Below are 23,290 nucleotides of genomic sequence, written 5' to 3'. Positions count from 1 at the left end.
ATTTAAGGAGGTGAAAACCTATGTATAGAGAGAAAAGGGGGATGGGAAAATGCCAACGCAACAGGAGGTGCAAGTTGATGTGGACGTGTGGAAAAGTGCTATACAATCCGAGATAGATAACATCAAGAACAAGCAGGAAGAAGACCATAAAAGGATAGATCAGTTAGAACGAAAAACAGACATCCATGAACATGACATCAAAGACATCAAAGAGACGTTAAGGGACATCAAAGATGATACAAAATGGTTACGGCGATCGATCACTAATGCACTGATTGTTGCGTTAATTGGTGGAGCTGTAGCCATTTTTTATGCAGCAATTAAAATTGGAGGATGATTAACATGGATAAAGCAAGTGTAACAAGATTCGCGTTACTAATTTTAGCGGTTATCAATTCAGTATTAAACATGTTAGGCTATCAAACTATTTCAGAGGATTTGGTAAATGACATTATCGCTGTTGCTTCTGGTATTTATATCTTGTATGCAACTTGGAAAAATAACTATTTAAGTAAGAAAGGTTTGAAACAAAAAGAAGTCCTTAAAGAAAAAAATCTAACAAATGCGAAATAGGGTAGCCAAACGGCTGCTCTTTTTAATTGGAGTGATTTTATGTTCAAGAAAATTAAATGGTTCTTCAGCAAAATTGATCAGGTTGAGCAAGACGTTTTATTAAACGAAAAATATTGATTGGAGGGTTTAAAATGAGTGTAGAAACATTAAAAAGCAAAGCGATTAGTCGTATGGGTTCTGGTATGAAAGCAATTGTAGTTACAAAAGTATTAGAGATTATCGAAGAAGCTTACAATGAAGGGATTTACGTATTGATTACAGACGGATATCGTTCATATGCAGAACAAGATGCCTTATATGCACAAGGCAGAACAAAACCCGGTCCAATTGTTACAAATGCAAAAGGTGGACAATCAAATCACAATTTCGGTATTGCGGTAGATTTCTGTTTAACTAACAAAGAAGGCACAGCGGCATACTGGACAGTTAATAAAGACTGGAAACGTGTAGCAGCTATTGCGAAATCTAAAGGATTTGAATGGGGTGGAGATTGGACTAGCTTTAAAGACAATCCGCACTTGGAGTACACTGGTAAAATTACAGTTACACCAGATACAAAAGTGGATTCAGAAGTAGTTACTACTCCATCTAAGCCATCTGGCGGTAATAGTAATATTAAAGCTTATCAAAAGTTTTTGAATGGCTATGCTTCAAAAGCTAAGTTTACAAAACTTGTCGAGGATGGTTACACTGGACCAAAAACAAAGTCAGCATACGTCAGAGTTTATCAACATTTAGTTGGTGTAAGTGTGGATGGAATCTTTGGCCCTAAATCTAAAAAGGCTGCTCCTGTTATACAAAAAGGGAAATCTAGTGCAACTTGGATCAAATTTGTACAAGGTTTATTATATTGCAATGGGTATGACCCAAAAGGATTCGATGGCATTTTTGGTAATGGTATGTTAGCAGCTATTAAAAAATTCCAAAAGGATAAAAAATTAACCCAAGATGGAATTGTTGGACCTAATACATTCGCTAAGTTCTTTGCATAAAATAATACGGATTGATATACAATAGTTGTACATCATATTTATACCTACAAGCCCTGCTCTACGGAGTGGGGTATTTTTTTGTACATTTCGTGAACTAAAAGGAATATCCTTCCACAATAAAACAGAAAATGCATGCATAAAAACAGCCCAACTCATTTGAGAAGGGCTGTTTTTTATGCTTGAATCGATGTCTTATCTCGGTTGTTTTTCGTTACCATTAATATTCCAGAAATTAATAAGAGAACTCCTGGAACAACATATACAGAAAATGTATAGATGACACCTACTACAAGCGTGAAAATTCCCCATTTTTGATTATTCTTTTTGATTTTAAAAGTCGATACCCATATTAAGATAACCAATGGTAAAGAAATAAGCGAATATATAAATAGATATAATACAAGAAACATTGAAAAGTCATCAATAGATGGTCCTAATACTATTAAAAAGAAAATAAAAACACCTATAATCCAAGCTATAGTTAAAAGTATAGATGCAATCATAGATAATGTATATTCTGCAGATCGATTCATTTTTTCCTCCTATTTATTCTCGATGTATTCATATAACTCTTCAATAGTGACTCCCAGAAGTCTAGATAATTTATATAATTTAGGAACTGAAGGGAAAGATTTTCCTGTACGCCAGTTAGATAAAGTATTTCTAGATACTTCCATATACATCATAACATATTCATTCTTATAAGGGGATTCGTCTATTAGCTTTCCTATATTACTTATCAACATATTCATCACCACTAATAATATTCCACAATTAGAATGTAAATCCTTTAACAAAAATACATTAAATATATGCACAATTTTTTTGTGAAGGACAGGCAATTTCTTTTTTTAAATGCATACCAATAGACTATCAAACGGATAAGGAGTGGTACCATCATGAACAAAAGGAATATCAATTTAAAGAAATTAAAAAAGGATATAGCGAAGAAAAGTTTAGAAGAATTAGATGATTTATGTAATACGTTTCTTATTTTTTCGCTCGCAACAAAAGATAATGAATACTGTGTCAAAGATATGAGGAAAGCATGCAACATGATTATTGGTGAATTAAGAAGACGAGGCGTTACTGATGAAGAAGACTTAACTTGGGAGGATGAATGATATGTATGAGGTGATCCCATTCAAGGCGTTTGTAGCTGGCAATATCTATCCTACAATGCCCGTCCACAGTTGGTTAGATGGAGGACTAACATTTTTTATAAGCACAGGTGGCGTATTAATCGCTCTAGTAATCTTAGAAAAGTGTGGCGTAGAAATCAATGAATCTCTCGTTCGTTTAGTAGTAGTATCTGGTGGCGTATTAGCTGGAGCATGGGCCATCTTTAAGAACCCACTGTTTCGTAGTCTAGTAATCGGGTTCTGATGTGTCTATTGCGTTATCCATTTAAAAGTTAGTATTTTCATATGTTATTACTTGTACAAAATAGTTCCGAAGGAGTGAAACGAAATGCTCGAATTACTCACATTTCCCCTCGCCATTCTTGCTGTCGCAATCCTACCGAGGGTTGCCGAAGCTGACCATAAAAAAATTGAGCGTATTATGCGGAATATCGGATATGGAATCAGGGGTAAAGAAGGGGAATTAAAAATTCCAAAATTCAAAGGTAAGCAATCAATTGTGGACGGTAAAGAAACAATTGGGACCACATACTTGTACAGCGTGCCACTCGGATTACCAGCCAGTAAAATGACCAAAATCGAAAGTGAAATCAATGTATTTAGTGATGGCTTAAATAAGCCTGTGGAAATCGAGTATAAAAAGCTGTTAATGGTCCATGTCTTTAATGAAGAGTTGCCAGAACTATTTCCTTACGCAGAATTGCCTTCTAAATATGATTGGAGCGTTCCGTTAGGAAAAAGTCTTAGGGGAATTCTATGGCATAATTTTGACCACACTCCACACATGACTGCAGCAGGAACAACTCGCTTTGGTAAAACAGTATTTTTACGCATGATGATGACTTATTTAATCGAACATCACCAAAACAATGTAGAGTTCTATATTATCGATTTAAAGGGTGGTTTAGAGTTCAATCGATACAAAGCATTAGAACATGTTAAAGACGTAGCTTGCGACATATACGAAGCCACAGAACTACTTCAAAAACTACAATCGATGTTTGCTAAGGATTATGAATTTTTCCGTAAGAATAATTATTCGAATGTAGTTGACACAAAGATTCGTAAACGTAGGTTTATTATTGTGGATGAAGCAGCACAATTGGCACCAGATAAATTCCACAGTAAACAAGAGAAACAATTACTATCTTATTGCCAGGGTGTCTTGTCTGAAATTGCTCGTGTAGCAGGAGCGTTAGGATATAGATTAATCTATGCAACTCAATATCCTACAGCTGATACATTACCTAGACAGATTAAACAGAATGCTGATGCTAAGATTTCCTTTAGGCTTCCGAGCGGATATGCTTCTAAGGTTGCTATAGATGACGTAGGAGCCGAGGAACTACCGAGTAATATAAAGGGAAGGGCTATCTTTAAAACGCATGAATTAAGGGAATTGCAAGTGCCATTCATAAGCCATGAAGAGATGTGGGAACGACTAGAAAAATATCAAGATACACAAGTATTAGAGGTGAAACCAGATGACGTTGTCGAGCATAGAGAAGAAGAAAATGCGACAAGAGAAGATCTTGTTAAGTTTGAATGAGCTTAAATTTGCTACAAGCGAACATTTAAGGCAGTTGCATAGTTTAGGAAGCCTCAGAAATGCTCTTAAGGTACTGAATCAGATGAAAGAGTATTTAACTATTCGAAAGCATAATGGCCGCAATGTTTATTATTTAAATAATCTTGGTCGAGAAATCATAGGTGCTGAAACAGAAATCAAATGGTCTTTAACTGTAGATCATCACTTGCTTAGAAATGATATGTTACTTTATTTTGAATGTCCTAGTGACTGGAGAGCAGAGCAAAAAATAACCTTTAAATATAAAAACGGACTATCCTATAAAGAGTCAACCATCATACCAGACGCTACTTTTACCCTCCACAATATATTCCACTTTCTAGAAGTAGACCGCACTCAATCCATGTCAGAGAACAAAAAGAAAATAAACCAATATAAACTACTTTCACCAGCCATTGAAGAACAGTTTAAACATAAGCCTATTCTTGTATTCTATACAACAACAGAAAGCCGTAAAGGGCTATTAGAGAAGCTGTGTAGCGAAGTGCAATTAGAGAACATTATTATCTCCAAGGAGGACTTAAGATGAAAAACATTGTTGATGAAATCTTTAAAGATCATCATGATTGCATGGGTTTATCTGAAGAAGAAATTGAGGACCTTATAGACGAATCGGATTTCTTAGAACGTTATAATTGGTTGAAGAAGAATGGGTATGAACTAGATTGAGTGTGCATGTGCCTATTATAAACTTTGAACATTTGGTGTTGACTACCATGCATACAAGGGATGCGAAAGGTGCGATTCATCGCTTATTGGAGTTTGGTATTAAGGAGACAGAAATTGAACAAACCTTAATTGCTGTTACTGCCCAAAGATTGGTCGAGATAGTATGTCCATTTTGTGATGATGGATGTTCGCCTAGCTGTTACCGTTTAAATGATCGTTTAAAGCGGTCAACCGTGTTTGAAATGATAACAGGACGTAAGATTCCTGCAATTCTTTATAATCAAACCGATAGTTTGACAAATAACTATAAATCATTAGGCGAGATTATTTGTAAAGGTATAGCATTAGGTTATATAAAGAAAGGGGAATATGAACGGTGGATTTATGATGAAAAAAAATAATGCATGGTCTAATTTAGAACAAGCTAGATTTTTAAAGTGTATAGGAGAATTGCTGGATAGGGGATATTCCATGGCAGAGGCAGTTCAATCTTCCTGTTCTTACATGCCTGATCGTCGAATGGAAGATATAAATGCTTGTTACGGTTCATTAAAAGGAGGGGATACATTTTTTGAAAACCTTGTGAGATTAAATTTTGATCGTCAGGTTATTAGCTTTGTTTATTTTGCTGAAAAACATGGAGGATTTGCTAATGCCTTTCAAGATGCCAGTAAAATGATTCAAAATAAGCAAGATACCATCAAAAAATTAAGGAAAATTCTTTCCTATCCTGTCTTTTTATTATTATTTACCTTCGTTTTATTTTTCTTCGTTCAAAGCATACTCATACCGAAATTTAATTCCATTTTTGTAACGATGAATATAAATAAAAATTTCTTTCTCCTTTTTCTCCAGTTTATTGATCATATTATTCCGTATTTCTGTGTAGTCTTACTTCTCTTACTTTTCTCAAGCATTCTCTATTATTATTTGTATTTCCGTAAGTCAAATATCATTGTTCAAATGAATTTATTAGCGCGTATCCCATTTGTAGGTAAATTTGTGAAACACTATTTCTCTTATCTTCTTTCTATCCAGTTAAGTTATTTATTATCCAGCGGATTTTCTATTTATGAATGTTTGCAATTCTTCCAAGAAAATAAGGAGCAAAGACTCTACTCGGAAATAGGTAAAATTACTATTTATCGATTAAAAAAAGGTGTTCATCTTCAACATGCTTTTGCACCGTTTGTTTTTTTGGATAGAGAACTATTACAAATTATTCGCCATGGCCAGGAAAATGGAAAGCTTGATCAAGAATTCTATTATTTTGGAAACTATTGCTTAACGCAAATAGAAGAAAATTTACAACAAACAATAAAAGTCCTTCAACCAACTCTATACGCAAGTGTCGGTATATTAATCATTTCTATTTATTTGTCCGTATTAATGCCAATGTTTCAATTATTAGATGGATTTTAATTGTGAAAGGAGAAGAAAATGAAGAACGAAAAGGGATTTACATTAATTGAAATGAAAGGGGGCAAATATGCTCGTTTAGCTGTCAAAAAAATTAACGAGCAAAATGCCTTTACACTAATTGAAATGATGATCGTCTTGGTCGTTATTTCGATATTATTGATTGTTACCATTCCAAATATCACCAAGCATAATTCAAAAATAAATAATACTGGTTGTGAAGCTTTAACAAAGATGGTACAAGCAGAGGTCCAATCCTATTATATGGAGCATAAATCATATCCAGAGAATATTGCTAAATTGGAAGAAGAAAATTATATAACAAATGATCAAAAAAAATGTACGAATGGCAAGGAATTAATTATTACAAACGGAGTAGTTTCTACTTCTGGTACGGATAATCCATGATAGCAAATCAAAGAGGCTTTACATTAATAGAAATGCTTGTTGCAATATCATTATTAGTGATTATTTCTTCTTTATCGATATTCTTAGTCACCTCACAGCAAACCTCGCTTAATGAAAATCATTTCATTACTCAATTGGAGGGAGATCTCTATTATGCACAAGCCTTTGCGATTGAAAATCAACTACCAGTGCAGGTAAGAATCTTCCCTAGTTTGCATCATTACTACATCCGTGCTGATGTTAATACCGGAAATATAGTGGAGCGCTATTATGATAATGACATCAGTTTTTCTAATAATACAATGCTTTCTTTTAACATCAATTCAAATGGGAATTTTTCTAAATTTGGCACATTAGAGTTTCGAATAGGTAAACAAGACTATAAGTTAACGATTCAAATTGGTAAAGGGCGATTCTATGCGACTAAATTGTAAAGGATTTATGTTACCGGATTATTTATTGGCATTTACGATATGGCTTTTAATTGCACTTACGTGGATGCCGGTATATATCCATGTTCTAAAACAGTTAGAGGATTCAGCACAAAGTAAGTTTGTTCATGAACTGTTTTATCAATATTTAATGGAAGTGAAATTAGGAGAAGCAGAAAAAGGAATATCTTCTATTGAAAAGAAGGAACAGACTTATCCCATCTTTTGGGAGGAAGATAATAAAGTCTGTATACAGTATGAAAATGTATTCCAGCAATCAAAAAAAATCTGTGATGTGTGGACAGAATGAAGAATTTATTCCTTCTCAATAATAAAGGCTATGTTTTATTGGAAATGCTGCTTTCTTTTTTTATTTTTACTATTATTCTTTCTCTCTTATTTACTCCTCTTCAATTAATGCTTGATCGTCAATTTTCGGAAAAAGAACTGCAGGACATGGAGTGGGAACTATTTATTCTTGAATTAAAAAAAGAAACAAAAATGTCCCAAGGAATTGCGGTTGCTAACAATAAGTTAGTCCTTTATGTGGATGGAAGGGTCGTAACTTATGAAAAATATGGCAGCAATATTAGAAGGCGAGTAGATTCAACAGGACATGAGGTAGCGTTGCAAGGTATTAACAGCGTCGAGTTTACTATGCAGAAGAACGGTTTTCAAGTGAAGGTAACGGACCGATTTGCGATGGAAAAAGAGACTAGCATAAGATCTTATCTTATGTTTTTGGAGTGATGGGAATTGATCAGGAATAATAAAGGATTTATTTACCCGTTATCTTTATGTGTGTATATCCTTTTCATCTATTTTTTATTTATTTTGTATGGGATCTATGTAAATAAGAAAGGGATAGAAGTTAGTGTGAAAAATAGCAATATGCAAGAATATTATTTTCTGTCTTCCTTAAAAGAAATTGAATATGAACTTTCTACAGAAGAACATCCTGAACTTTCTGGTACAAAGACTTTTTTACATGGTAATGTTTTTTATACAATAGAAAAAAATTCGCGTACTACTTTTAAAATCGATTATCAATTAAATATGAAAGCTGGGATAAAGCCGATCTATGCAATAAGCTACTTTGATATGGAGCAGAATAAAATGACGAAATGGATAGAATGAATAAAAACCAAACGATAGGGCTATCCTAGTACAAATGCTAGAGTAGGTGATTAGATGAATACCAATGATTATGTGAAGTATTTGACCCAAACATTTGTCCAGTATATGGATCAGCCTAAAGAAGAAAGGCAAAAGTTAAGAGCGGAAAGAAAAGGGCTGAAAGAGCCATTTATGCTGAGATGGTTTGGAGTTTTACCTTATTTAATTATATTTAGCTTTAAGCGTAGAAAGGTAAGAAGATAGGTTATGAAAAGGAGTGGATTTAGCTTATTAAAGCATAAATCTGCTCCTTTTTTCATGATTATGGTTTAGGAAACAGCTTCTGAAGCTAAATAGAATAGCCCGCCATTAATAATCGAAATATTAATCTTTGGTTCATACTGCTCCTGTAGAGCTAATCTTTCCGTCTCCAATGTTTCTTGTTCTTCCTCCATGTCTTCCATATCTTCATAAAAATGCTCTAGCAATTCTAAATCCTTTTTCCATCTTTCTTGCGCTTCTTCTGCCCATGTATGATCTTCTGCTAATAATGATTGTTTTATCATATTCTCAATTCTTGTTATCCCGCTTTTTGGCATAATTAACGGAGAAAGGGTAAACGCATAATCGGGAATTTTGGCAGAAAGATTCATCTTCTCAATCTTTGCTTGAAAATCTGTTGCTATTTGACCATTGATTAGCTGTAGCCCAATTGATTGAAACACATCCCGTTTTCTGTCACATTGATACGATATTTTCACATTAAGGGCTAGCCAAGGTTTTAATGATGTTTGTTGCTGACCTTGTCCTGTTTTTTTTTCGTATAAACGTATATACTTCGATAAATTTTTAGCAGAAGCAAAAAGCTGATGAAGACGAGGAGAGCCAAAATGAATTAATTCGCCCTTTATATCGTCTGGTGCAAGCTTTGGATTTGTGATGAGGGTAAGACTGGCAGGGTTTGGTGTGCCGCCAGTCTTTTCAAGATAATGCCAATAAAAAGGGCGATTCATTAACTCTTTATCCATCTCAATGGTAAGTTGTACGGTTAGATAACCAAGTTTATTCTCTACTATTTCACAATCATTCGCGCTGAAAAATCGTTCAAGAAATTGATGAATTTCCTGCTGCTTCATATGCTTCACCTTCCTTCATATTCTGTGCAAATTCAATCATGCTCGTTAAATTATCCATTTTGATTTTCATTTCTCCCTCTGATTTAGAATGGGAGAAGATATCAATCATATAGTCATCCATATTGCCAAAATCTAGCTTTGTAAGAATATCGTCTAGTTCCCCAATTACTTTTTCGAAAAGATGGATTTTTTCGTAAAGTAATTTTAAAATATGATCTTCAACTGTATCTTTAATAGCGAAATTATAAATCTTTACATCTTCTTTTTGACCAAGTCGATGGATACGTCCTATCCTTTGCTCTAGTCTCATCGGGTTCCATGGCAAATCAAAGTTAATTATATGGTGGCAAAATTGAAGGTTAATACCTTCTCCACCAGCCTCTGTTGCTATTAATACTTGCGCATGATTTTGGAACAGATCTCTCATCCAATCCTTTTTGCCGCGTTTAAAGCCGCCGCGGAAGGGAACAGAAGTGATGCCATGCTGCTTTAAAAACCATTGTAAATATAATTGAGTGGCCCGATATTCGGTAAAGATGATTACTTTATCGTTAATTTTCTTAATAAGCTCTAATGCCTTGTTTGCTTTCGAATTTTGTTGAACCGCTTCTACTTTTTTCACAAGTTCCTGTATTCTTTGTTGAAATTGTGGTGTAGGATTTTCCACTTTCTTCATCATATTTTGAAGGGTATAATAGACAGCTTCCCTGCTTGAACATGCCTCTCTTTGTAAAGTAATCATCGAAAAAGGACTTCGATTATTTTCGGTATTATTAGAAAGATAGTTTTCTGTTTTTAAATTAACTAAGCCTTCATATAATGCTCTTTCTTCTTCCGTAAATTGAATAGGAACTGCTTCGACAATTCGTTTTGTCCATTCGATCCCTGTATCATGGCGTCTGTTTCTTATCATTACTTTATTGACTAATGCTTTTAAATTCTCGTCATCATCAATGGAGCGTGCATCTTTTTTATATTTTTCATAGAATGCTGATTCGCTGCCAAGATGACCAGGCTTTAGTAAAGAGACTAAATTAAAGATTTCGCTAATTCTGTTTTGGATAGGAGTAGCTGTTAATAGCAAACAGAATTTCTTTTTTAAATTTTGGACAAACTCATAGTTTTTCGTTTTATTATTTTTCAGTTTATGGGCTTCATCAATAATCACCAAATCATAATCCAGGTTGTATATGATATCTCGATGAGGCTGTCTTTTGGCTGTATCAATAGACGATACGACAATATCGCATTGCTCCCATACATAGCTTTTGCGCTGAACCATAGCAGGAATGTAGAACTTGCTGTTTAGCTCAAAAGCCCATTGTGTTACAAGAGAAGCCGGAACTAAAATTAACACTTTTTTTACTAATCCACGAATCATATATTCTTTGAGAATTAATCCTGCTTCAATTGTTTTACCAAGCCCAACCTCATCTGCCAAGATGGCTTTTCCATTCATATCTTCTATTACCTTTTTGGCAACTTCTAATTGGTGAGGCAAAGGAGAAAGGTCTGATAGGTATTTGGGGGCTTGGAGACCTTCGAAGTTTGGTATGATATTATGTTGTTCTACTTCTACAGCAAGCTTATATAATTCCCAATTTGCCCATGGACCATCATCTGAAATTCGTTTTAATAACTGATTATTCCATGAATCATCAAAATTAATTTGCAGGGTCATATCGTATTCTTCCTTTCTGATTTCATTTGGTTGTAGACATATTATGTATGTATAAAAAGGAATGAAAAAAGAAAGCTAGTAAAACACAAAAATATATTGCCACCTTTTCATTCGGATGTTAGGATAAAAGGGTAAAAAAGTTTTTAATTTTGTCACAATTTATTTATATTTGAAAAAAACATGAACATTAAAAGGGAAAAAATAAAAAATGATCGTGTTTTACTAATCTCACTAAACAACCATTATTTCCGGTAGTATTTAGTATGACCAATTGAGAAAATTTTATGAATCGCGGATGAGAAATAGGGGAGAGACTACATTCGTAGCGCCGAAGGAGCAAACAATTTTGTGAATCTCTCAGGCAAAAGAACTCTATTTGGACGCAGCTCTGGAGAGTGCTTACAAAGAACCGCGTAAGCCACCAAAGGGGACAGCCGGTTATGGTGATAATCGGTAAACTTTCAGGTGCAAGGACAGAGACCTTACTTTTATAAAGGGGGGTTTCTGTCTTTTTTTGTTGCAATTTTTTGACTGCAATAAATGAGAATGTCTAATACATAAGGGATTGGAGTGCTGTTAATTGACTTTATTAAAACAAACACCGTTATATGAGGTATATAAAGAGTATGGTGGAAAGACAATCGATTTTGGAGGCTGGAACTTACCTGTTCAATTTTCCGGCATTAAACAGGAGCATGAGGCTGTTCGTACAAAAGCGGGCTTATTTGATGTATCCCATATGGGCGAGATTGAAGTAACGGGGATAGATAGTCTAGACTTTCTCCAAAAAGTACTTACAAATGACATAGAAAAAATACAAACAGGTGCTGCCCAATATTCTGCGATGTGTTATGAAAATGGTGGGACAGTAGATGATTTATTAACATATAAGCTAGCAGATAATCACTACTTATTAGTGGTGAATGCATCAAATATCGAAAAGGATTTTGAATGGCTCCAAAATCAAGTGAGTGGCGAAGTTACCTTAACTAATTTGTCAGAAGATTTTGCTCAATTAGCGCTGCAAGGGCCACTAGTTGAAGAAGTGCTAAAAAAAATAAATCCTGCTGTTGATTATGCTTCAATTAAATATTTTCATTTTCAAAATAAGGTGACTTTAGCAGGTAAAGAAGTTCTCCTGTCACGTACTGGCTATACTGGTGAAGATGGATTCGAAATCTATTGTCAAAGCGAAGATGCACAAGGTTTATGGAAGGAAATATTGACAGTAGGAGAACCGTTAGGCGTTCTTCCTTGCGGTTTAGGTGCAAGGGACACTTTGCGATTTGAAGCAACACTTGCTTTATATGGTCAAGAGTTATCAGCGGACATTACACCCTTGGAAGCAGGGATTGGTTTTGCAGTCAAATTAAACAAAGCAGCTGACTTTATTGGGAAGGAAGCTTTAGTGAAGCAAAAAGAGGAAGGCTTAACTAGAAAACTAGTTGGACTTGAAATGCTGGACAGAGGAATTCCACGCCATGGTTATAAAGTATATGCAAATGGGTCTTGTATCGGGGGAGTTACTACTGGTACACAGTCGCCAACATTAAAGAAAAACATCGGGCTTGCATTAATCCAAGTTGATTATGCTGCAATAGATACAGAAGTGGAAGTAGAAATAAGAGGGAAATATTTGAAGGCGAAAGTTATAAAAACGCCTTTTTATAAAAGCAAATAACTTTTTAAGCTTTTTTCTACATGAAAAACAAATGGGCTAATGACTGGGGGAAAAACGAATGAAGCATCGCTATTTACCGATGACGGTTCAAGATCAAAAGGAAATGCTTGAAGTAATTGGTGTAAGTTCAGTAGAAGAATTATTTTCAGATATACCAGAAAAAGTACGCTTTCAAGGAGACTATCAAATTAAGCCTGCAAAAAGTGAATCTGCTTTATTGAAAGAATTAACAAAGCTTGCCAAAAAAAATGCGGATGCAAAAGCAAATGTTTCTTTTCTTGGAGCTGGTGTTTATGATCATTATTCACCTGTTATTGTAGATCATGTTTTATCACGCTCTGAATTTTATACAGCTTATACCCCATATCAACCAGAAATTTCACAAGGGGAATTACAAGCAATTTTTGAATTTCAGACAATGATAGGTGAACTGACAGGAATGGACGTAGCTAACTCTTCTATGTACGACGGAGCAACTGCATTAGCAGAGGCAGGTATGTTAAGTGCGGGTACGACGAAACGAAAAAAGATCCTTGTATCAAGTACAATTCATCCAGAAGCAAAAGAAGTAGTGAAAACTTATGCAAAAGGTCAGTATATCGAAGTAGTAGAGGTTCCTCATAAGGAAGGCATAACAGATTTAGATGCGCTAGAGGCAATGGTGGATGATACAGTTGCAGCAGTTATGATCCAGTATCCAAACTTTTTTGGAAGAGTGGAACCGCTGAAGGATTTAGAAGCAATTATTCATGCTCATAAATCATTATTTGTTGTCTCAAGCAATCCTTTAGCTTTAGGAGCACTGACGCCACCAGGAAAGTTTCAGGCAGATATCGTAGTTGGTGATGCACAACCTTTTGGCATTCCAATGGGCTTTGGTGGACCGCACTGTGGTTATTTCGCAGTAACGTCTAAATTAATGCGTAAGGTTCCTGGTCGTTTAGTAGGACAAACGCTAGATGAGAATGGTCAAAGAGGATTTGTGCTCACACTTCAGGCGAGAGAGCAGCATATTCGCCGTGATAAGGCCACTTCTAATATTTGCTCCAACCAAGCACTTAATGCTTTAGCTGCTTCTGTAGCTATGACTGCACTCGGTAAGCACGGGGTGAAGGAAATGGCGATTGCGAATATACAGAAAGCTCATTATGCAAAAACGAAATTAAGGGAAGCTGGATTTGAAATAATTTTTGAAGGTCCATCTTTTAATGAATTTATTATTAAATGTAATTCCTCTATTTCAGCTATTAACCGTGCATTATTAGAAATAGGTATGATCGGTGGCTATGATTTAGGAAGAGACTTTGAACAACTAGAAAATCATATGCTAATTGCCGTTACGGAATTACGTACAAAAGAAGAAATTGATGAATTCGTTGCAGAAATGGAGGATTATCATGTCTAATCAAAATCAGCCTCTTATCTTTGAAAGCAGTACACCAGGCAGAATAGGTTATAGTTTACCAGAGATGGATATTCCAGCAGTAGATCTTAATCAGCTGTTGCCGAATGATTATATAAGAGAAGAAAATCCAGAACTACCAGAAGTATCTGAATTAGATATTATGCGCCACTATACTGCTCTATCTAAACGAAATCATGGATTGGATTCTGGCTTTTACCCATTAGGTTCTTGTACGATGAAATATAATCCGAAAATAAATGAAAATGTGGCAAGATTTAATGGATTTGCCCATATTCATCCTTTGCAAGAAGAGTCATCTGTACAAGGTGCATTAGAGCTAATGTATGATTTACAACAGCATCTTGTGGAAATCACAGGTATGGATGAAGTGACATTGCAGCCAGCTGCGGGTGCGCATGGTGAGTGGACTGGATTAATGCTGATTAGAGCCTACCATGAAGCAAATGGAGACACTCATCGCACGAAAGTAATTGTTCCCGATTCTGCACATGGAACTAATCCTGCATCAGCGACAGTTGCTGGTTTAGAAACAATTACAGTAAAATCCAATGAACATGGACTCGTCGATCTAGATGATTTAAAGCGAGTAGTAGGAGAAGATACAGCGGCGTTAATGTTAACAAATCCTAATACGTTAGGACTTTTTGAAGAAAATATTTTAGAAATGGCTGAAATTGTTCATAATGCCGGTGGAAAATTATATTATGATGGTGCCAATTTAAATGCCGTTCTTTCTAAAGCTAGACCTGGTGATATGGGCTTTGACGTTGTTCATTTGAACTTGCATAAGACATTCACGGGCCCGCATGGTGGCGGGGGACCTGGTTCAGGGCCAGTAGGTGTGAAAGCAGATTTAATTCCTTTCCTACCAAAGCCAGTTTTGTCAAAAGTAGGAGGAGAATTCGTACTAGATTACAACAGACCGCAATCAATTGGTAGAGTTAAGCCGTTTTATGGCAACTTTGGGATTAATGTACGTGCATACACTTATATACGTTCAATGGGTCCTGATGGCTTAAAGGCTGTTACAGAAAACGCGGTGTTAAATGCTAACTACATGATGCGTCGTCTCTCTGCGTATTATGACTTACCATTTGATCGTCATTGTAAACATGAATTTGTTTTAAGTGGAAGAAGACAAAAAAAATTAGGAGTACGAACTCTTGATATTGCCAAAAGACTGCTTGATTTTGGGTATCATCCACCAACTATCTATTTCCCTCTTAATGTGGAGGAATGTATTATGATAGAACCGACAGAGACAGAATCGAAAGAAACATTAGATAGCTTTATTGAAGCGATGATTCAAATTGCAAAAGAGGCAGAAGAAACACCTGAAATAGTTCAGGAAGCTCCTCATACGACGGTAATCGGTCGCTTAGATGAGACATTGGCAGCGAGAAAGCCAATTCTTCGTTATACAAAATAATGCATCTGTTTGAAGCTAAGTTGCCTTTTTAAAAAAAGTTTAACCAATAAAAAAGCTGATGTCTCCAATTTAATGGGCATCAGCTTCTTCTATATAATAATTCCTAAAAGAATATTATTATTTTTTTGCTTTAATTTTTCCTGTCCACTTTTTAAATCCGCCTTCTAATTGGGTTAAATCTTTATAACCTTTTCGATTTAGAAATTGAGCAGCTCTTCCGCTTCTCATCCCATTTTGACAGTATAGATATACTGGTTTATCAGGACGGATTTCACTTTTTCTCATTTTTAGTTGTGATAGTGGAATGTTTCTTGCGCCAAGCACATGTCCAGCCTCATATTCGTTTGGTTCACGTACATCAATTAACTGTGCCTTTCTGTAACCTTGACGGAATTCATCTTGGTTAACAGTTTTTACAATTCGGCGCTGATACAGCCACATCACTAAGGAATACACAAGGAATGCGACTAAAATGATGAGAAGAGTATAAATCGTTGTCAATTCTCATTTCTCCTTTCAATTACTTACACTATCTCTATTATATCTATCAACCCTTATAGTAGTAAAGTAAATACTTACAATATCATTAACATTCCTATGCTATTTGGGATTAATAGAAAGAATAATTCTTCATTTGTGCAAGTTACTTTTAAATATCCTTTCTTTTTGATATCCTTAGTAAGGATTTAATGTACATCATACATAGAAAAAGAGGGTTCATTATGGTAAAAGAAACATGGAGATTTATTGATTCAGGCAATCACTCTCCTTCTTTTAATATGGCATTAGACGAAGCGTTATTAGAATGGCATTCTAAAGGAGTTTTTCCGCCGGTGATCCGTTTTTATGGCTGGAATCCTGCTACTTTATCTATTGGATATTTTCAGAAGGTAGAGAAAGAAATTGATTTAGAAGCGGTCAAAGAACTAGGGCTTGGATTTGTGAGAAGACCAACAGGCGGTAGAGGTGTTCTGCATGAACATGAATTGACTTACAGTGTGATTGTTTCAGAAGAACATCCTCATATGCCAAAAACAGTAACCGAGGCATATCGAGTAATTTCAGAAGGCATTTTAAAAGGATTTCATTTTCTAGATTTAGATGCCTATTTTTCTGTTCCAAAAACGGAAGAACAGAAAAATAATTTGAAAAGTCCAAGGTCTGCTGTATGCTTTGATGCTCCTAGCTGGTATGAATTAGTAGTAGAAGGAAGAAAAGTTGCGGGAAGCGCACAGACAAGACAGCAAGGTGTCATCTTGCAGCACGGTTCGATTTTACTAGATTTAGATGAGGACAAGTTATTTCGACTATTTAAGTATCCGAATGACCGGGTTAAAGAAAGAATGCAAAAAGCATTTAAGAGCAAAGCTGTGGCGATTAATGATTTAACTTCAAGAAATATTTCGATTGATATGGCAAAAGAAGCGTTTAAAAAAGGCTTTGAGGAAGGTTTACATATTCAATTAGAAAATTATCAATTAACAAATGAAGAACTAGAATATGTAGAAAAAATAGCGAAAGAAAAATATGATAGTAATGAGTGGAATTTTAGACGATAAAAATATCGCATTTAAACACGAAATTCTTTTTTAGAATTTCGTGTTTTATTTGTGTGAACAGTACTGTTTAAAAGAAAAAAAGCAAAGATGCAGTCTCATTTTTGATTGTCGAAAACTTTTTTGAGAGAGCAAATTTTTAGATAAACAGGCTTATATCAATGGATTATCCCTTCTTTTATTTAGCAAGGACGAAAAAGGACGAAATTTCTTTTTTTATATTAAATAATCGATGTTTCTCTTTCTTTTTCTTTAAAATCTACTTTATTTCGTCATTTGACAAATTGGCAGATATATAAAGGGGATACAATATATAGATGTGTGTTTTTGCGTTGGGTACTATATATTGATTTTATGTGTTTGTTGTGATAGTTTAAGGGTATTACTAAAAATGCTAGATATCTAATGATAGATTTATATACGAAGTTTATTTTCATCAACTATTAGTATCAGCTCTACTTTTATATAAATGAAGGGGTTGTGTGTATGTCAGTAATGTTAAGTCAAAGTTTGCAGGTAGATATTGAAAAGCTGAATAAGGATATCGCGTTATTTCCGGAGGTTCATTCGATTACTCCAGATATGAAACTAACTCATAAAGGCGTTTCTCGACTTGTCATGCTTGACCGTTATACGTATAAAGATACAGAGAAAATTACGTTATCTGCTGGCGATTTCGTTGTTTTAACAATTAAAGAAGATCCTAAGTTTCCAGCAAGGGGATTAGGATTTATTCAAGAAATTGATCATATTTTAAATACAGCAAAAGTATTAGTGGAAGAGGATTATCGTGGAGTTCTAGAAGGAGAAGAGGCACAAACTGGGGTAATCGTTCGTCCATTAGATATTATTGAAAAACCGTTAGAAATATATTACGAGCAAATTGCAAAGCGAAATGCTACTGGACTTGCATCAGTAGAAAAAACGGAAGAAAAAAGACAAGAATGGTTCCAAAAGTTTTACAGTGAACTTGTTAACTTAAACTTCATTCCAGCAGGACGTGTATTATATGGTGCAGGAGCAGGTACAGACGTTACTTACTTTAACTGCTATGTAATGCCGTTTGTCCAGGATTCAAGAGAAGGTATTTCCGAGCACCGTAAACAGGTTATGGAAATCATGAGTCGTGGTGGCGGAGTTGGAACAAATGGATCGACTTTAAGACCTCGCAACACATTAGCAAAAGGCGTTAATGGTAAATCATCTGGTTCTGTTTCTTGGTTGGATGATATTGCGAAGCTAACGCATTTAGTAGAACAAGGCGGAAGCCGTCGTGGTGCTCAAATGATTATGCTAACTGACTGGCATCCGGACATTATTGAGTTCATTATTTCGAAAATGCAAAACCCCCGAATTTTACGTTTCTTGATTGAAAATACACAAGATGAAACGATTAAAAAGCATGCACAAGATAAATTGAAATTTACTCCGTTAACAGAACAAGAGCGTTCTATGTATCAAGGGATTCTAAATTATAAAAATATCCCCGGTCAAGGTGGTTTTAACGAGGGGATTTTCCGTGATGCAGAAGAAAAGCTATCAAGTGGCGGTACTTATACTGTTCATCAATCTGAATTTTTAACAGGGGCAAACATTTCTGTCTGCTTAACAAATGAATTTATGGAAGCAGTGGAAAAAGACGAAGATTATGAATTACGTTTCCCTGATGTAGAAAGTTATGATAAAGAACAAATGCAGCATTACAACGAAGAATGGCATAAAGTTGGCGATGTAAGAGAATGGCTGGCAGCAGGAAATAAAGTCCGTGTTTATCGCAAAATTAAAGCAAAAGAATTATGGAACTTAATTAATATTTGTGCAACATATTCTGCGGAACCAGGAATTTTCTTTATTGATAATGGTGCGACACGTTCTCTTATAAGTGCGGCTTAAACGCATGAAATAGAGGGTTTAACAAACGAAAGTTATGTTAAATACAACTGATAATTCCGATAGTGGGAATGAAAGCCGTCACGTTGAGCTGAAACCACTATGATGAGACTCCTACATGCATGGAATCATGATAGTGATGAAGTGTATGAAGCTAGGTAAAGTCGTCTGAATTTGACCTAAAACGCACTTAGAGTCATGGTCGAAGATAGGGCGGTCAGCCGAAAAAGATGAATATGGTGAGAATGTCAGATTAGCAACCTGACTGACGAACTTGCGAATGAAAGGGTCTAGAATGAAATCCGCTTGAAAAGGTGGAAGGTTAACCAGTTTAACCGAGATTGTCGTGGAGTAAGCCCGTTGTCATGAAACACGATATAGTGAACAGAGACACTATGTAATCTCAGGCTCAGAGCAAGCACCTAAGTTCAATCATATGGCTGGGAATTATTGGAACGTGGTAAGCAAGGAACACTCATTCAAGGACTATCATCCGAGTAGTTGATATAAGGATTTTTAATCTGAAATTCATTTATCCTTGTGAAAGTAGGGTCACAGTACCGAAGAAGCTTATGAAAATAAGTGGAGGGATAGACCCAAGTCTAATCCAATAAATTAAACCAAACAAAACAAGTGAATTCGATGGTCGGGTAAGAATGCAGGGAATCACTAAGAAAGTCAGGTGATCTGCAACGAATACGAGCCTAAGACACAACGAGTATTATGGTATGCAAGAGGTTTTTGATGAATTATTTACCAAGAGTGAGGAAGGACATCTTTTCAAAAATCTATTTAACCTAATCATAGATGAAAGAAACATCCTACTAGCTTACAGAAACATAAAAGCCAATAAAGGTTCTAAAACTGCCGGATCAGATAAGTATGTGATTGACAACTATAAAGTGATGAATAAACAAGAATTCATCACTCTCATTCGAACTTCGCTCAAAGATTACAAACCTAAAGCAGTCCGCAGAGTAATGATTCCAAAGGGAATGGATAATACCCAATTTAGACCTTTAGGAATACCAACAATGTTGGATAGGCTAATTCAACAGATGTTTAAACAAATTCTTGAACCTATCTGTGAAGCTAAGTTTTATAATCACAGTTATGGTTTCAGACCATTACGAAGCACAAAACATGCTTTATCTAGGGTGAATTTCTTAGTTAATATCTCACAATTACATTATGTAGTAGATATCGACATAAAGGGATTCTTTGACAATGTAAATCATAGGGTTCTCATGAAGCAAATGTGGAATTTGGGTATTCATGATCGAAGGGTTTTAGCAATCATAAGCAAAATGCTTAAAGCCCCGATAAAAGGTATTGGAATTCCAAACAAAGGTACTCCACAAGGAGGAATACTCTCACCTTTACTCTCTAACATTGTTCTTCATGACCTAGATATGTGGGTAAGTAATCAATGGGAAACTTTTGAAACGAAGCATGAGTATTCTCAGAATGTAAAGAAGTACTTAATGTTGAAACGAAACTCGAATATGAAGATTGGCTTTATAGTTCGATACGCAGATGATTTCAAAATTATGACGAATAATCATGAGAATGCAGTCAAATGGTTTCATGCAGTGACAGGATACTTGAAGGATAGATTGAAATTAGATATCTCACCTGAGAAATCTAAAATTACAAATCTCAAAAAGAAGTCCTCGGATTTCTTGGGATTTAAAATTAAGGCTGTTAGGAAGAAACAAAAACATCTTGTTAGGGTAAATATGATTGATCAGAAGAAAGCTGATGTCATTAGGAAAATGAAGGAACTAATTCTTAGAATAAGGAAGGAAACGACCATTAATAACATAAGGCTCTTTAATGCTTATGTAATGGGGATACAAAATTACTTTAAATACGGGAGTATGGTTCCAACAGATTTCAAAGACATAGCACACAAGGTTCATCCTTATGCTAGGAGTAAACTACATCAAGTTGGAGGGAAATATGCACATCCAACAGATGCTAGTAAAGTTTATAATCAGTATTACTCTAACAGTCTCAAAACATGGAAAGTATTAGATGTTTATCTCTTTCCTATAAATGGGATAACAAGTTTTACTGAATCTAGACAATTTAATCCTAAGCTTTCGGTCTATACTGAAGAAGGTAGAAAATTAATTCACAAAAAACTTCAACCAGTTGTTGAATATAACATAAGATTACTAATGCAATCCAAAATACAAGACCAATCAATTGAATATCAAGACAATAGACTTTCCCGTTACTCAATGAAGAATGGATGTTGTGAAATACTTGGTATCTTTCTTGAAGCACATGAAGTTCACTGTCATCATGTAAAGCCTAGAAGTTTAGGTGGAACCGATAAGTATGATAACCTCAAAATTATCCATGAAGACATGCATAGACTAATTCATGCGACCGAGAAGGAAACGATTGATAAGTACCTTGTTAAATGGAAACTCAATCAGAATTCGAAACTGATTGAGAAGATAAATGCATTACGTAAGAAATGTAAGAACGAGCCAATCGTGATTTAATAGCAATGAAAAAAAACTTGCACAATACTCGATAAATAATTTTTAAGCTTGTAACTTGTTAAAATTTGGTTTAGTAGGATTAGATGGAACGCCGTATGAGGGGAAACTCTCACGTACGGTGTGAAGTGGGGGAAAAGGTGGAGAATAGCTTCAAAGCCTTACCTATCACTATCGAATGAAATGACAAATGCAACTAGCTATGGTCAAAAAGTTGTGGCGACAAACCCATGTGGAGAGCAGCCATTAGCACCATTTAGCGTATGTAATTTAGCTGCTGTTAATCTTGCAGAAATGGCAGATAAGGAAAAGAAAACAGTTAACTTTGAAAAACTAAAGAAAACAGTAGAAGTTGGCATAAGAATGCAAGATAACGTAATCGATGCGACACCTTATTTCCTGGAAGAAAATAAGAAACAAGCTCTTGGGGAACGTCGTGTAGGTCTTGGGGTAATGGGACTTCATGATTTACTAATTTACTGTGAAACAGAATACGGCAGTGAAGAAGGCAATGTTTTAGTAGACAAAGTGTTTGAAACGATTGCTACTACTGCTTATAGAGCATCGATTGAGTTAGCAAAAGAGAAAGGTAGCTTCCCATTCTTGAAGGCTGAGACAAGAGAAGATGAAGCGAAACTACGTAACGCCTTTATCCATACGGGCTACATGAGAAAAATGCCTGAAGACATTAGAGAGGATATTCTTCAATATGGTATCCGCAATTCTCATTTATTAACAGTCGCTCCAACAGGAAGTACAGGAACGATGGTTGGTGTATCAACTGGTCTTGAACCATATTTTTCCTTCTCTTATTTCAGAAGTGGAAGACTAGGAAAATTCATCGAAGTGAAAGCAGATATTGTGCAAGAATATTTAGATGCACACCCAGAAGCAGATCCAAATAATCTTCCAAAGTGGTTCGTTGCTGCAATGGATTTAGCTCCAGAAGCACATGCTGATGTTCAATGTATCATTCAAAGATGGATTGATAGTTCGATTAGTAAAACGGTAAATGCACCAAAAGGATACAGTGTAGAACAAGTTCAAAAAGTATATGAAAGATTATATCGTGGTGGAGCTAAAGGCGGTACCGTTTATGTAGATGGCTCACGCGATAGTCAAGTATTAACCTTAAAAGCGGAAGAAAACACATTTGAAGAAGCTCAACCACAAAAACGTGAAGAACCACATGTAGTTCTTGTAGATACTATCAATGAATTGAAATCAACGAATGTAACGATTGGATCAGAAATTGGTGATACATGTCCTGTATGTCGCAAAGGTGTTGTCGAAGAAATCGGTGGCTGTAACACTTGTACGAATTGTAACACGCAATTAAAGTGTGGTTTGTGATTCGTTAATAGAGATAGAAGTGTTGCTTTAAAATCAAGTTTTATGGAAAAAATCCTCTTTGGTTCCTTTACTAAAGAGGATTTTTGTATTTCTGGAAAATGGAAAGGTGTTTGCAAGAATGTTTAAATGCAAACGTTCATCATCAATAGAAAAAAAGCTGGAGAAAGGTATTGGACTGTATTTACCGATTGACTTTTTCTACAAGTCTCTTTAGAATAAATGTTGTACTTTTAAAATATAAGGAGGATTATTAAAAATGATACCTAGACTATGGACCCTAACTTTGA

26 protein-coding genes, 2 pseudogenes and 2 riboswitches are annotated in these 23,290 nt (G+C 35.3%); of the genes and pseudogenes, 23 read left to right on the top strand and 5 right to left on the bottom strand.

Annotation, left to right across the window (positions count from 1 at the left end; genetic code table 11):
• The first annotated feature begins 49 nt into the window (after positions 1 to 49).
• From NST60_RS22785 to NST60_RS22775, 3 genes are all read left to right on the top strand, one after another.
• Entirely contained in the window at positions 50 to 337 is a 288-nt protein-coding gene (locus NST60_RS22785) for a hemolysin XhlA family protein (protein WP_341100290.1), read from the top strand.
• A gap of 5 nt (positions 338 to 342) precedes the next feature.
• A complete protein-coding gene (locus tag NST60_RS22780; RefSeq protein ID WP_445304420.1) occupies positions 343 to 573 on the top strand; it encodes a phage holin in 231 nt (76 codons plus the stop codon).
• A 131-nt stretch (positions 574 to 704) separates the two neighbouring features.
• Positions 705 to 1,565 carry a peptidoglycan-binding protein gene (locus tag NST60_RS22775; RefSeq protein ID WP_341100285.1) on the top strand — a complete coding sequence of 287 codons (861 nt, stop codon included), beginning with the start codon at positions 705 to 707 and terminating at the stop codon, positions 1,563 to 1,565.
• Between the two features lie 173 nt (positions 1,566 to 1,738).
• Here the strand turns inward: NST60_RS22775 and NST60_RS22770 are convergent, their stop codons facing one another.
• Both NST60_RS22770 and NST60_RS22765 read right to left on the bottom strand, forming a co-directional pair.
• Complete coding sequence (locus NST60_RS22770; RefSeq protein WP_341100283.1) at positions 1,739 to 2,098, bottom strand: DUF4064 domain-containing protein; 360 nt, start codon at positions 2,096 to 2,098, stop codon at positions 1,739 to 1,741.
• Between the two features lie 9 nt (positions 2,099 to 2,107).
• Positions 2,108 to 2,311 carry a helix-turn-helix transcriptional regulator gene (locus NST60_RS22765; protein WP_341100281.1) on the bottom strand — a complete coding sequence of 68 codons (204 nt, stop codon included), beginning with the start codon at positions 2,309 to 2,311 and terminating at the stop codon, positions 2,108 to 2,110.
• Positions 2,312 to 2,464: 153 nt separating this feature from the next.
• Here NST60_RS22765 and NST60_RS22760 point away from each other — a divergent pair, with 153 nt between their 5' ends.
• The 13 genes from NST60_RS22760 to NST60_RS22700 all read left to right on the top strand — a co-directional run bounded on the left by NST60_RS22760 (position 2,465) and on the right by NST60_RS22700 (position 8,602).
• Positions 2,465 to 2,689 carry a hypothetical protein gene (locus tag NST60_RS22760; RefSeq protein WP_341100280.1) on the top strand — a complete coding sequence of 75 codons (225 nt, stop codon included), beginning with the start codon at positions 2,465 to 2,467 and terminating at the stop codon, positions 2,687 to 2,689.
• 1 nt (position 2,690) lies between these two features.
• A complete protein-coding gene (locus NST60_RS22755) occupies positions 2,691 to 2,951 on the top strand; it encodes a hypothetical protein (protein WP_341100277.1) in 261 nt (86 codons plus the stop codon).
• Between the two features lie 84 nt (positions 2,952 to 3,035).
• The gene (locus tag NST60_RS22750) at positions 3,036 to 4,256 is read left to right on the top strand and encodes an FtsK/SpoIIIE domain-containing protein (protein WP_341100275.1); all 1,221 of its coding nucleotides are present in this window, start codon (positions 3,036 to 3,038) and stop codon (positions 4,254 to 4,256) included.
• Entirely contained in the window at positions 4,222 to 4,824 is a 603-nt protein-coding gene (locus NST60_RS22745) for a replication-relaxation family protein (protein WP_341100272.1), read from the top strand. The genes NST60_RS22750 and NST60_RS22745 overlap by 35 nt, the downstream gene beginning before the upstream one ends.
• Positions 4,821 to 4,964 (top strand): hypothetical protein, encoded by a 144-nt coding sequence (locus tag NST60_RS22740; RefSeq protein ID WP_341100271.1) that lies wholly within the window; start codon positions 4,821 to 4,823, stop codon positions 4,962 to 4,964. The genes NST60_RS22745 and NST60_RS22740 overlap by 4 nt, the downstream gene beginning before the upstream one ends.
• Positions 4,965 to 5,011: 47 nt before the next feature.
• The gene (locus NST60_RS22735) at positions 5,012 to 5,365 is read left to right on the top strand and encodes an ATPase, T2SS/T4P/T4SS family (RefSeq protein ID WP_445304419.1); all 354 of its coding nucleotides are present in this window, start codon (positions 5,012 to 5,014) and stop codon (positions 5,363 to 5,365) included.
• On the top strand, positions 5,349 to 6,386 hold the full coding sequence (gene comGB / locus NST60_RS22730; protein ID WP_169188828.1) for a competence type IV pilus assembly protein ComGB: 1,038 nt from the start codon (positions 5,349 to 5,351) through the stop codon (positions 6,384 to 6,386). The genes NST60_RS22735 and comGB overlap by 17 nt, the downstream gene beginning before the upstream one ends.
• Positions 6,387 to 6,437: 51 nt before the next feature.
• Positions 6,438 to 6,791, top strand: a complete 354-nt coding sequence (comGC, locus tag NST60_RS22725; protein ID WP_051994029.1) for a competence type IV pilus major pilin ComGC — start codon at positions 6,438 to 6,440, stop codon at positions 6,789 to 6,791.
• A complete protein-coding gene (gene comGD / locus NST60_RS22720) occupies positions 6,788 to 7,225 on the top strand; it encodes a competence type IV pilus minor pilin ComGD (protein WP_016204887.1) in 438 nt (145 codons plus the stop codon). The genes comGC and comGD overlap by 4 nt, the downstream gene beginning before the upstream one ends.
• Positions 7,209 to 7,532, top strand: a complete 324-nt coding sequence (locus NST60_RS22715; protein ID WP_016204888.1) for a hypothetical protein — start codon at positions 7,209 to 7,211, stop codon at positions 7,530 to 7,532. Before comGD ends, NST60_RS22715 begins: the two co-directional genes overlap by 17 nt.
• The gene (gene comGF, locus NST60_RS22710) at positions 7,529 to 7,972 is read left to right on the top strand and encodes a competence type IV pilus minor pilin ComGF (protein WP_169188826.1); all 444 of its coding nucleotides are present in this window, start codon (positions 7,529 to 7,531) and stop codon (positions 7,970 to 7,972) included. Before NST60_RS22715 ends, comGF begins: the two co-directional genes overlap by 4 nt.
• 6 nt (positions 7,973 to 7,978) lie before the next feature.
• On the top strand, positions 7,979 to 8,359 hold the full coding sequence (comGG, locus tag NST60_RS22705) for a competence type IV pilus minor pilin ComGG (protein ID WP_101730836.1): 381 nt from the start codon (positions 7,979 to 7,981) through the stop codon (positions 8,357 to 8,359).
• 54 nt (positions 8,360 to 8,413) lie between these two features.
• Positions 8,414 to 8,602: a YqzE family protein gene (locus NST60_RS22700; protein ID WP_016204891.1), complete on the top strand. Its 189-nt coding sequence runs from the start codon at positions 8,414 to 8,416 to the stop codon at positions 8,600 to 8,602.
• A 65-nt stretch (positions 8,603 to 8,667) separates the two neighbouring features.
• Here the strand turns inward: NST60_RS22700 and NST60_RS22695 are convergent, their stop codons facing one another.
• Both NST60_RS22695 and NST60_RS22690 read right to left on the bottom strand, forming a co-directional pair.
• Complete coding sequence (locus NST60_RS22695) at positions 8,668 to 9,474, bottom strand: YqhG family protein (RefSeq protein WP_169188825.1); 807 nt, start codon at positions 9,472 to 9,474, stop codon at positions 8,668 to 8,670.
• Complete coding sequence (locus NST60_RS22690; RefSeq protein ID WP_016204893.1) at positions 9,443 to 11,155, bottom strand: DEAD/DEAH box helicase; 1,713 nt, start codon at positions 11,153 to 11,155, stop codon at positions 9,443 to 9,445. The genes NST60_RS22695 and NST60_RS22690 overlap by 32 nt, the downstream gene beginning before the upstream one ends.
• Before the next feature lie 295 nt (positions 11,156 to 11,450).
• Positions 11,451 to 11,538: riboswitch (glycine riboswitch) on the top strand.
• 3 nt (positions 11,539 to 11,541) lie between these two features.
• Positions 11,542 to 11,634, top strand: a riboswitch (glycine riboswitch).
• 101 nt (positions 11,635 to 11,735) lie between these two features.
• Here NST60_RS22690 and gcvT point away from each other — a divergent pair.
• From gcvT to gcvPB, 3 genes are read left to right on the top strand one after another with little or no spacing between them, the layout of a single operon-like run.
• Complete coding sequence (gcvT, locus tag NST60_RS22685) at positions 11,736 to 12,836, top strand: glycine cleavage system aminomethyltransferase GcvT (protein WP_016204894.1); 1,101 nt, start codon at positions 11,736 to 11,738, stop codon at positions 12,834 to 12,836.
• 58 nt (positions 12,837 to 12,894) lie between these two features.
• Entirely contained in the window at positions 12,895 to 14,241 is a 1,347-nt protein-coding gene (gene gcvPA, locus NST60_RS22680) for an aminomethyl-transferring glycine dehydrogenase subunit GcvPA (protein ID WP_341100264.1), read from the top strand.
• Positions 14,234 to 15,691 (top strand): aminomethyl-transferring glycine dehydrogenase subunit GcvPB, encoded by a 1,458-nt coding sequence (gene gcvPB, locus NST60_RS22675; protein WP_016204897.1) that lies wholly within the window; start codon positions 14,234 to 14,236, stop codon positions 15,689 to 15,691. Before gcvPA ends, gcvPB begins: the two co-directional genes overlap by 8 nt.
• Before the next feature lie 117 nt (positions 15,692 to 15,808).
• Here the strand turns inward: gcvPB and NST60_RS22670 are convergent, their stop codons facing one another.
• On the bottom strand, positions 15,809 to 16,192 hold the full coding sequence (locus NST60_RS22670; RefSeq protein ID WP_016204898.1) for a rhodanese-like domain-containing protein: 384 nt from the start codon (positions 16,190 to 16,192) through the stop codon (positions 15,809 to 15,811).
• A gap of 221 nt (positions 16,193 to 16,413) precedes the next feature.
• Between NST60_RS22670 and NST60_RS22665 the strand changes: the two genes are divergently transcribed.
• The 4 genes and pseudogenes from NST60_RS22665 to NST60_RS22650 all read left to right on the top strand — a co-directional run.
• A complete protein-coding gene (locus NST60_RS22665) occupies positions 16,414 to 17,250 on the top strand; it encodes a lipoate--protein ligase family protein (protein WP_341100261.1) in 837 nt (278 codons plus the stop codon).
• 483 nt (positions 17,251 to 17,733) lie between these two features.
• A pseudogene (locus tag NST60_RS22660) lies at positions 17,734 to 19,107 on the top strand (vitamin B12-dependent ribonucleotide reductase); the annotation flags it as partial.
• Positions 19,108 to 19,865: 758 nt separating this feature from the next.
• Positions 19,866 to 21,653, top strand: a complete 1,788-nt coding sequence (gene ltrA, locus NST60_RS22655; protein ID WP_341100259.1) for a group II intron reverse transcriptase/maturase — start codon at positions 19,866 to 19,868, stop codon at positions 21,651 to 21,653.
• A gap of 102 nt (positions 21,654 to 21,755) precedes the next feature.
• Positions 21,756 to 23,003: pseudogene (locus tag NST60_RS22650) on the top strand (vitamin B12-dependent ribonucleotide reductase); the annotation flags it as partial.
• Positions 23,004 to 23,290: the final 287 nt, after the last annotated feature.

It is taken from the genome of Niallia sp. FSL W8-1348, assembly GCF_038006745.1.
Taxonomy (GTDB): Bacteria; Bacillota; Bacilli; order Bacillales; family Cytobacillaceae; genus Niallia; species Niallia alba.
The sequence above is the reverse complement of the archived record's forward strand: the minus strand, read 5'-3'. Positions and strand labels throughout refer to the sequence as shown.

Bases quoted from the DNA above. Each gene is read 5' to 3' on its own strand.
- NST60_RS22785 (WP_341100290.1), top strand. From the start codon at position 50: ATGCCAACGCAACAGGAGGTGCAAGTTGATGTGGACGTGTGGAAAAGT.
- NST60_RS22780 (WP_445304420.1), top strand. From the start codon at position 343: ATGGATAAAGCAAGTGTAACAAGATTCGCGTTACTAATTTTAGCGGTT.
- NST60_RS22775 (WP_341100285.1), top strand. From the start codon at position 705: ATGAGTGTAGAAACATTAAAAAGCAAAGCGATTAGTCGTATGGGTTCT.
- NST60_RS22770 (WP_341100283.1), bottom strand. From the start codon at position 2,098: ATGAATCGATCTGCAGAATATACATTATCTATGATTGCATCTATACTT.
- NST60_RS22765 (WP_341100281.1), bottom strand. From the start codon at position 2,311: ATGTTGATAAGTAATATAGGAAAGCTAATAGACGAATCCCCTTATAAG.
- NST60_RS22760 (WP_341100280.1), top strand. From the start codon at position 2,465: ATGAACAAAAGGAATATCAATTTAAAGAAATTAAAAAAGGATATAGCG.
- NST60_RS22755 (WP_341100277.1), top strand. From the start codon at position 2,691: ATGTATGAGGTGATCCCATTCAAGGCGTTTGTAGCTGGCAATATCTAT.
- NST60_RS22750 (WP_341100275.1), top strand. From the start codon at position 3,036: ATGCTCGAATTACTCACATTTCCCCTCGCCATTCTTGCTGTCGCAATC.
- NST60_RS22745 (WP_341100272.1), top strand. From the start codon at position 4,222: ATGCGACAAGAGAAGATCTTGTTAAGTTTGAATGAGCTTAAATTTGCT.
- NST60_RS22740 (WP_341100271.1), top strand. From the start codon at position 4,821: ATGAAAAACATTGTTGATGAAATCTTTAAAGATCATCATGATTGCATG.
- NST60_RS22735 (WP_445304419.1), top strand. From the start codon at position 5,012: ATGCATACAAGGGATGCGAAAGGTGCGATTCATCGCTTATTGGAGTTT.
- comGB (WP_169188828.1), top strand. From the start codon at position 5,349: ATGATGAAAAAAAATAATGCATGGTCTAATTTAGAACAAGCTAGATTT.
- comGC (WP_051994029.1), top strand. From the start codon at position 6,438: ATGAAAGGGGGCAAATATGCTCGTTTAGCTGTCAAAAAAATTAACGAG.
- comGD (WP_016204887.1), top strand. From the start codon at position 6,788: ATGATAGCAAATCAAAGAGGCTTTACATTAATAGAAATGCTTGTTGCA.
- NST60_RS22715 (WP_016204888.1), top strand. From the start codon at position 7,209: ATGCGACTAAATTGTAAAGGATTTATGTTACCGGATTATTTATTGGCA.
- comGF (WP_169188826.1), top strand. From the start codon at position 7,529: ATGAAGAATTTATTCCTTCTCAATAATAAAGGCTATGTTTTATTGGAA.
- NST60_RS22700 (WP_016204891.1), top strand. From the start codon at position 8,414: ATGAATACCAATGATTATGTGAAGTATTTGACCCAAACATTTGTCCAG.
- NST60_RS22695 (WP_169188825.1), bottom strand. From the start codon at position 9,474: ATGAAGCAGCAGGAAATTCATCAATTTCTTGAACGATTTTTCAGCGCG.
- NST60_RS22690 (WP_016204893.1), bottom strand. From the start codon at position 11,155: ATGACCCTGCAAATTAATTTTGATGATTCATGGAATAATCAGTTATTA.
- gcvPA (WP_341100264.1), top strand. From the start codon at position 12,895: ATGAAGCATCGCTATTTACCGATGACGGTTCAAGATCAAAAGGAAATG.
- gcvPB (WP_016204897.1), top strand. From the start codon at position 14,234: ATGTCTAATCAAAATCAGCCTCTTATCTTTGAAAGCAGTACACCAGGC.
- NST60_RS22665 (WP_341100261.1), top strand. From the start codon at position 16,414: ATGGTAAAAGAAACATGGAGATTTATTGATTCAGGCAATCACTCTCCT.
- ltrA (WP_341100259.1), top strand. From the start codon at position 19,866: ATGCAAGAGGTTTTTGATGAATTATTTACCAAGAGTGAGGAAGGACAT.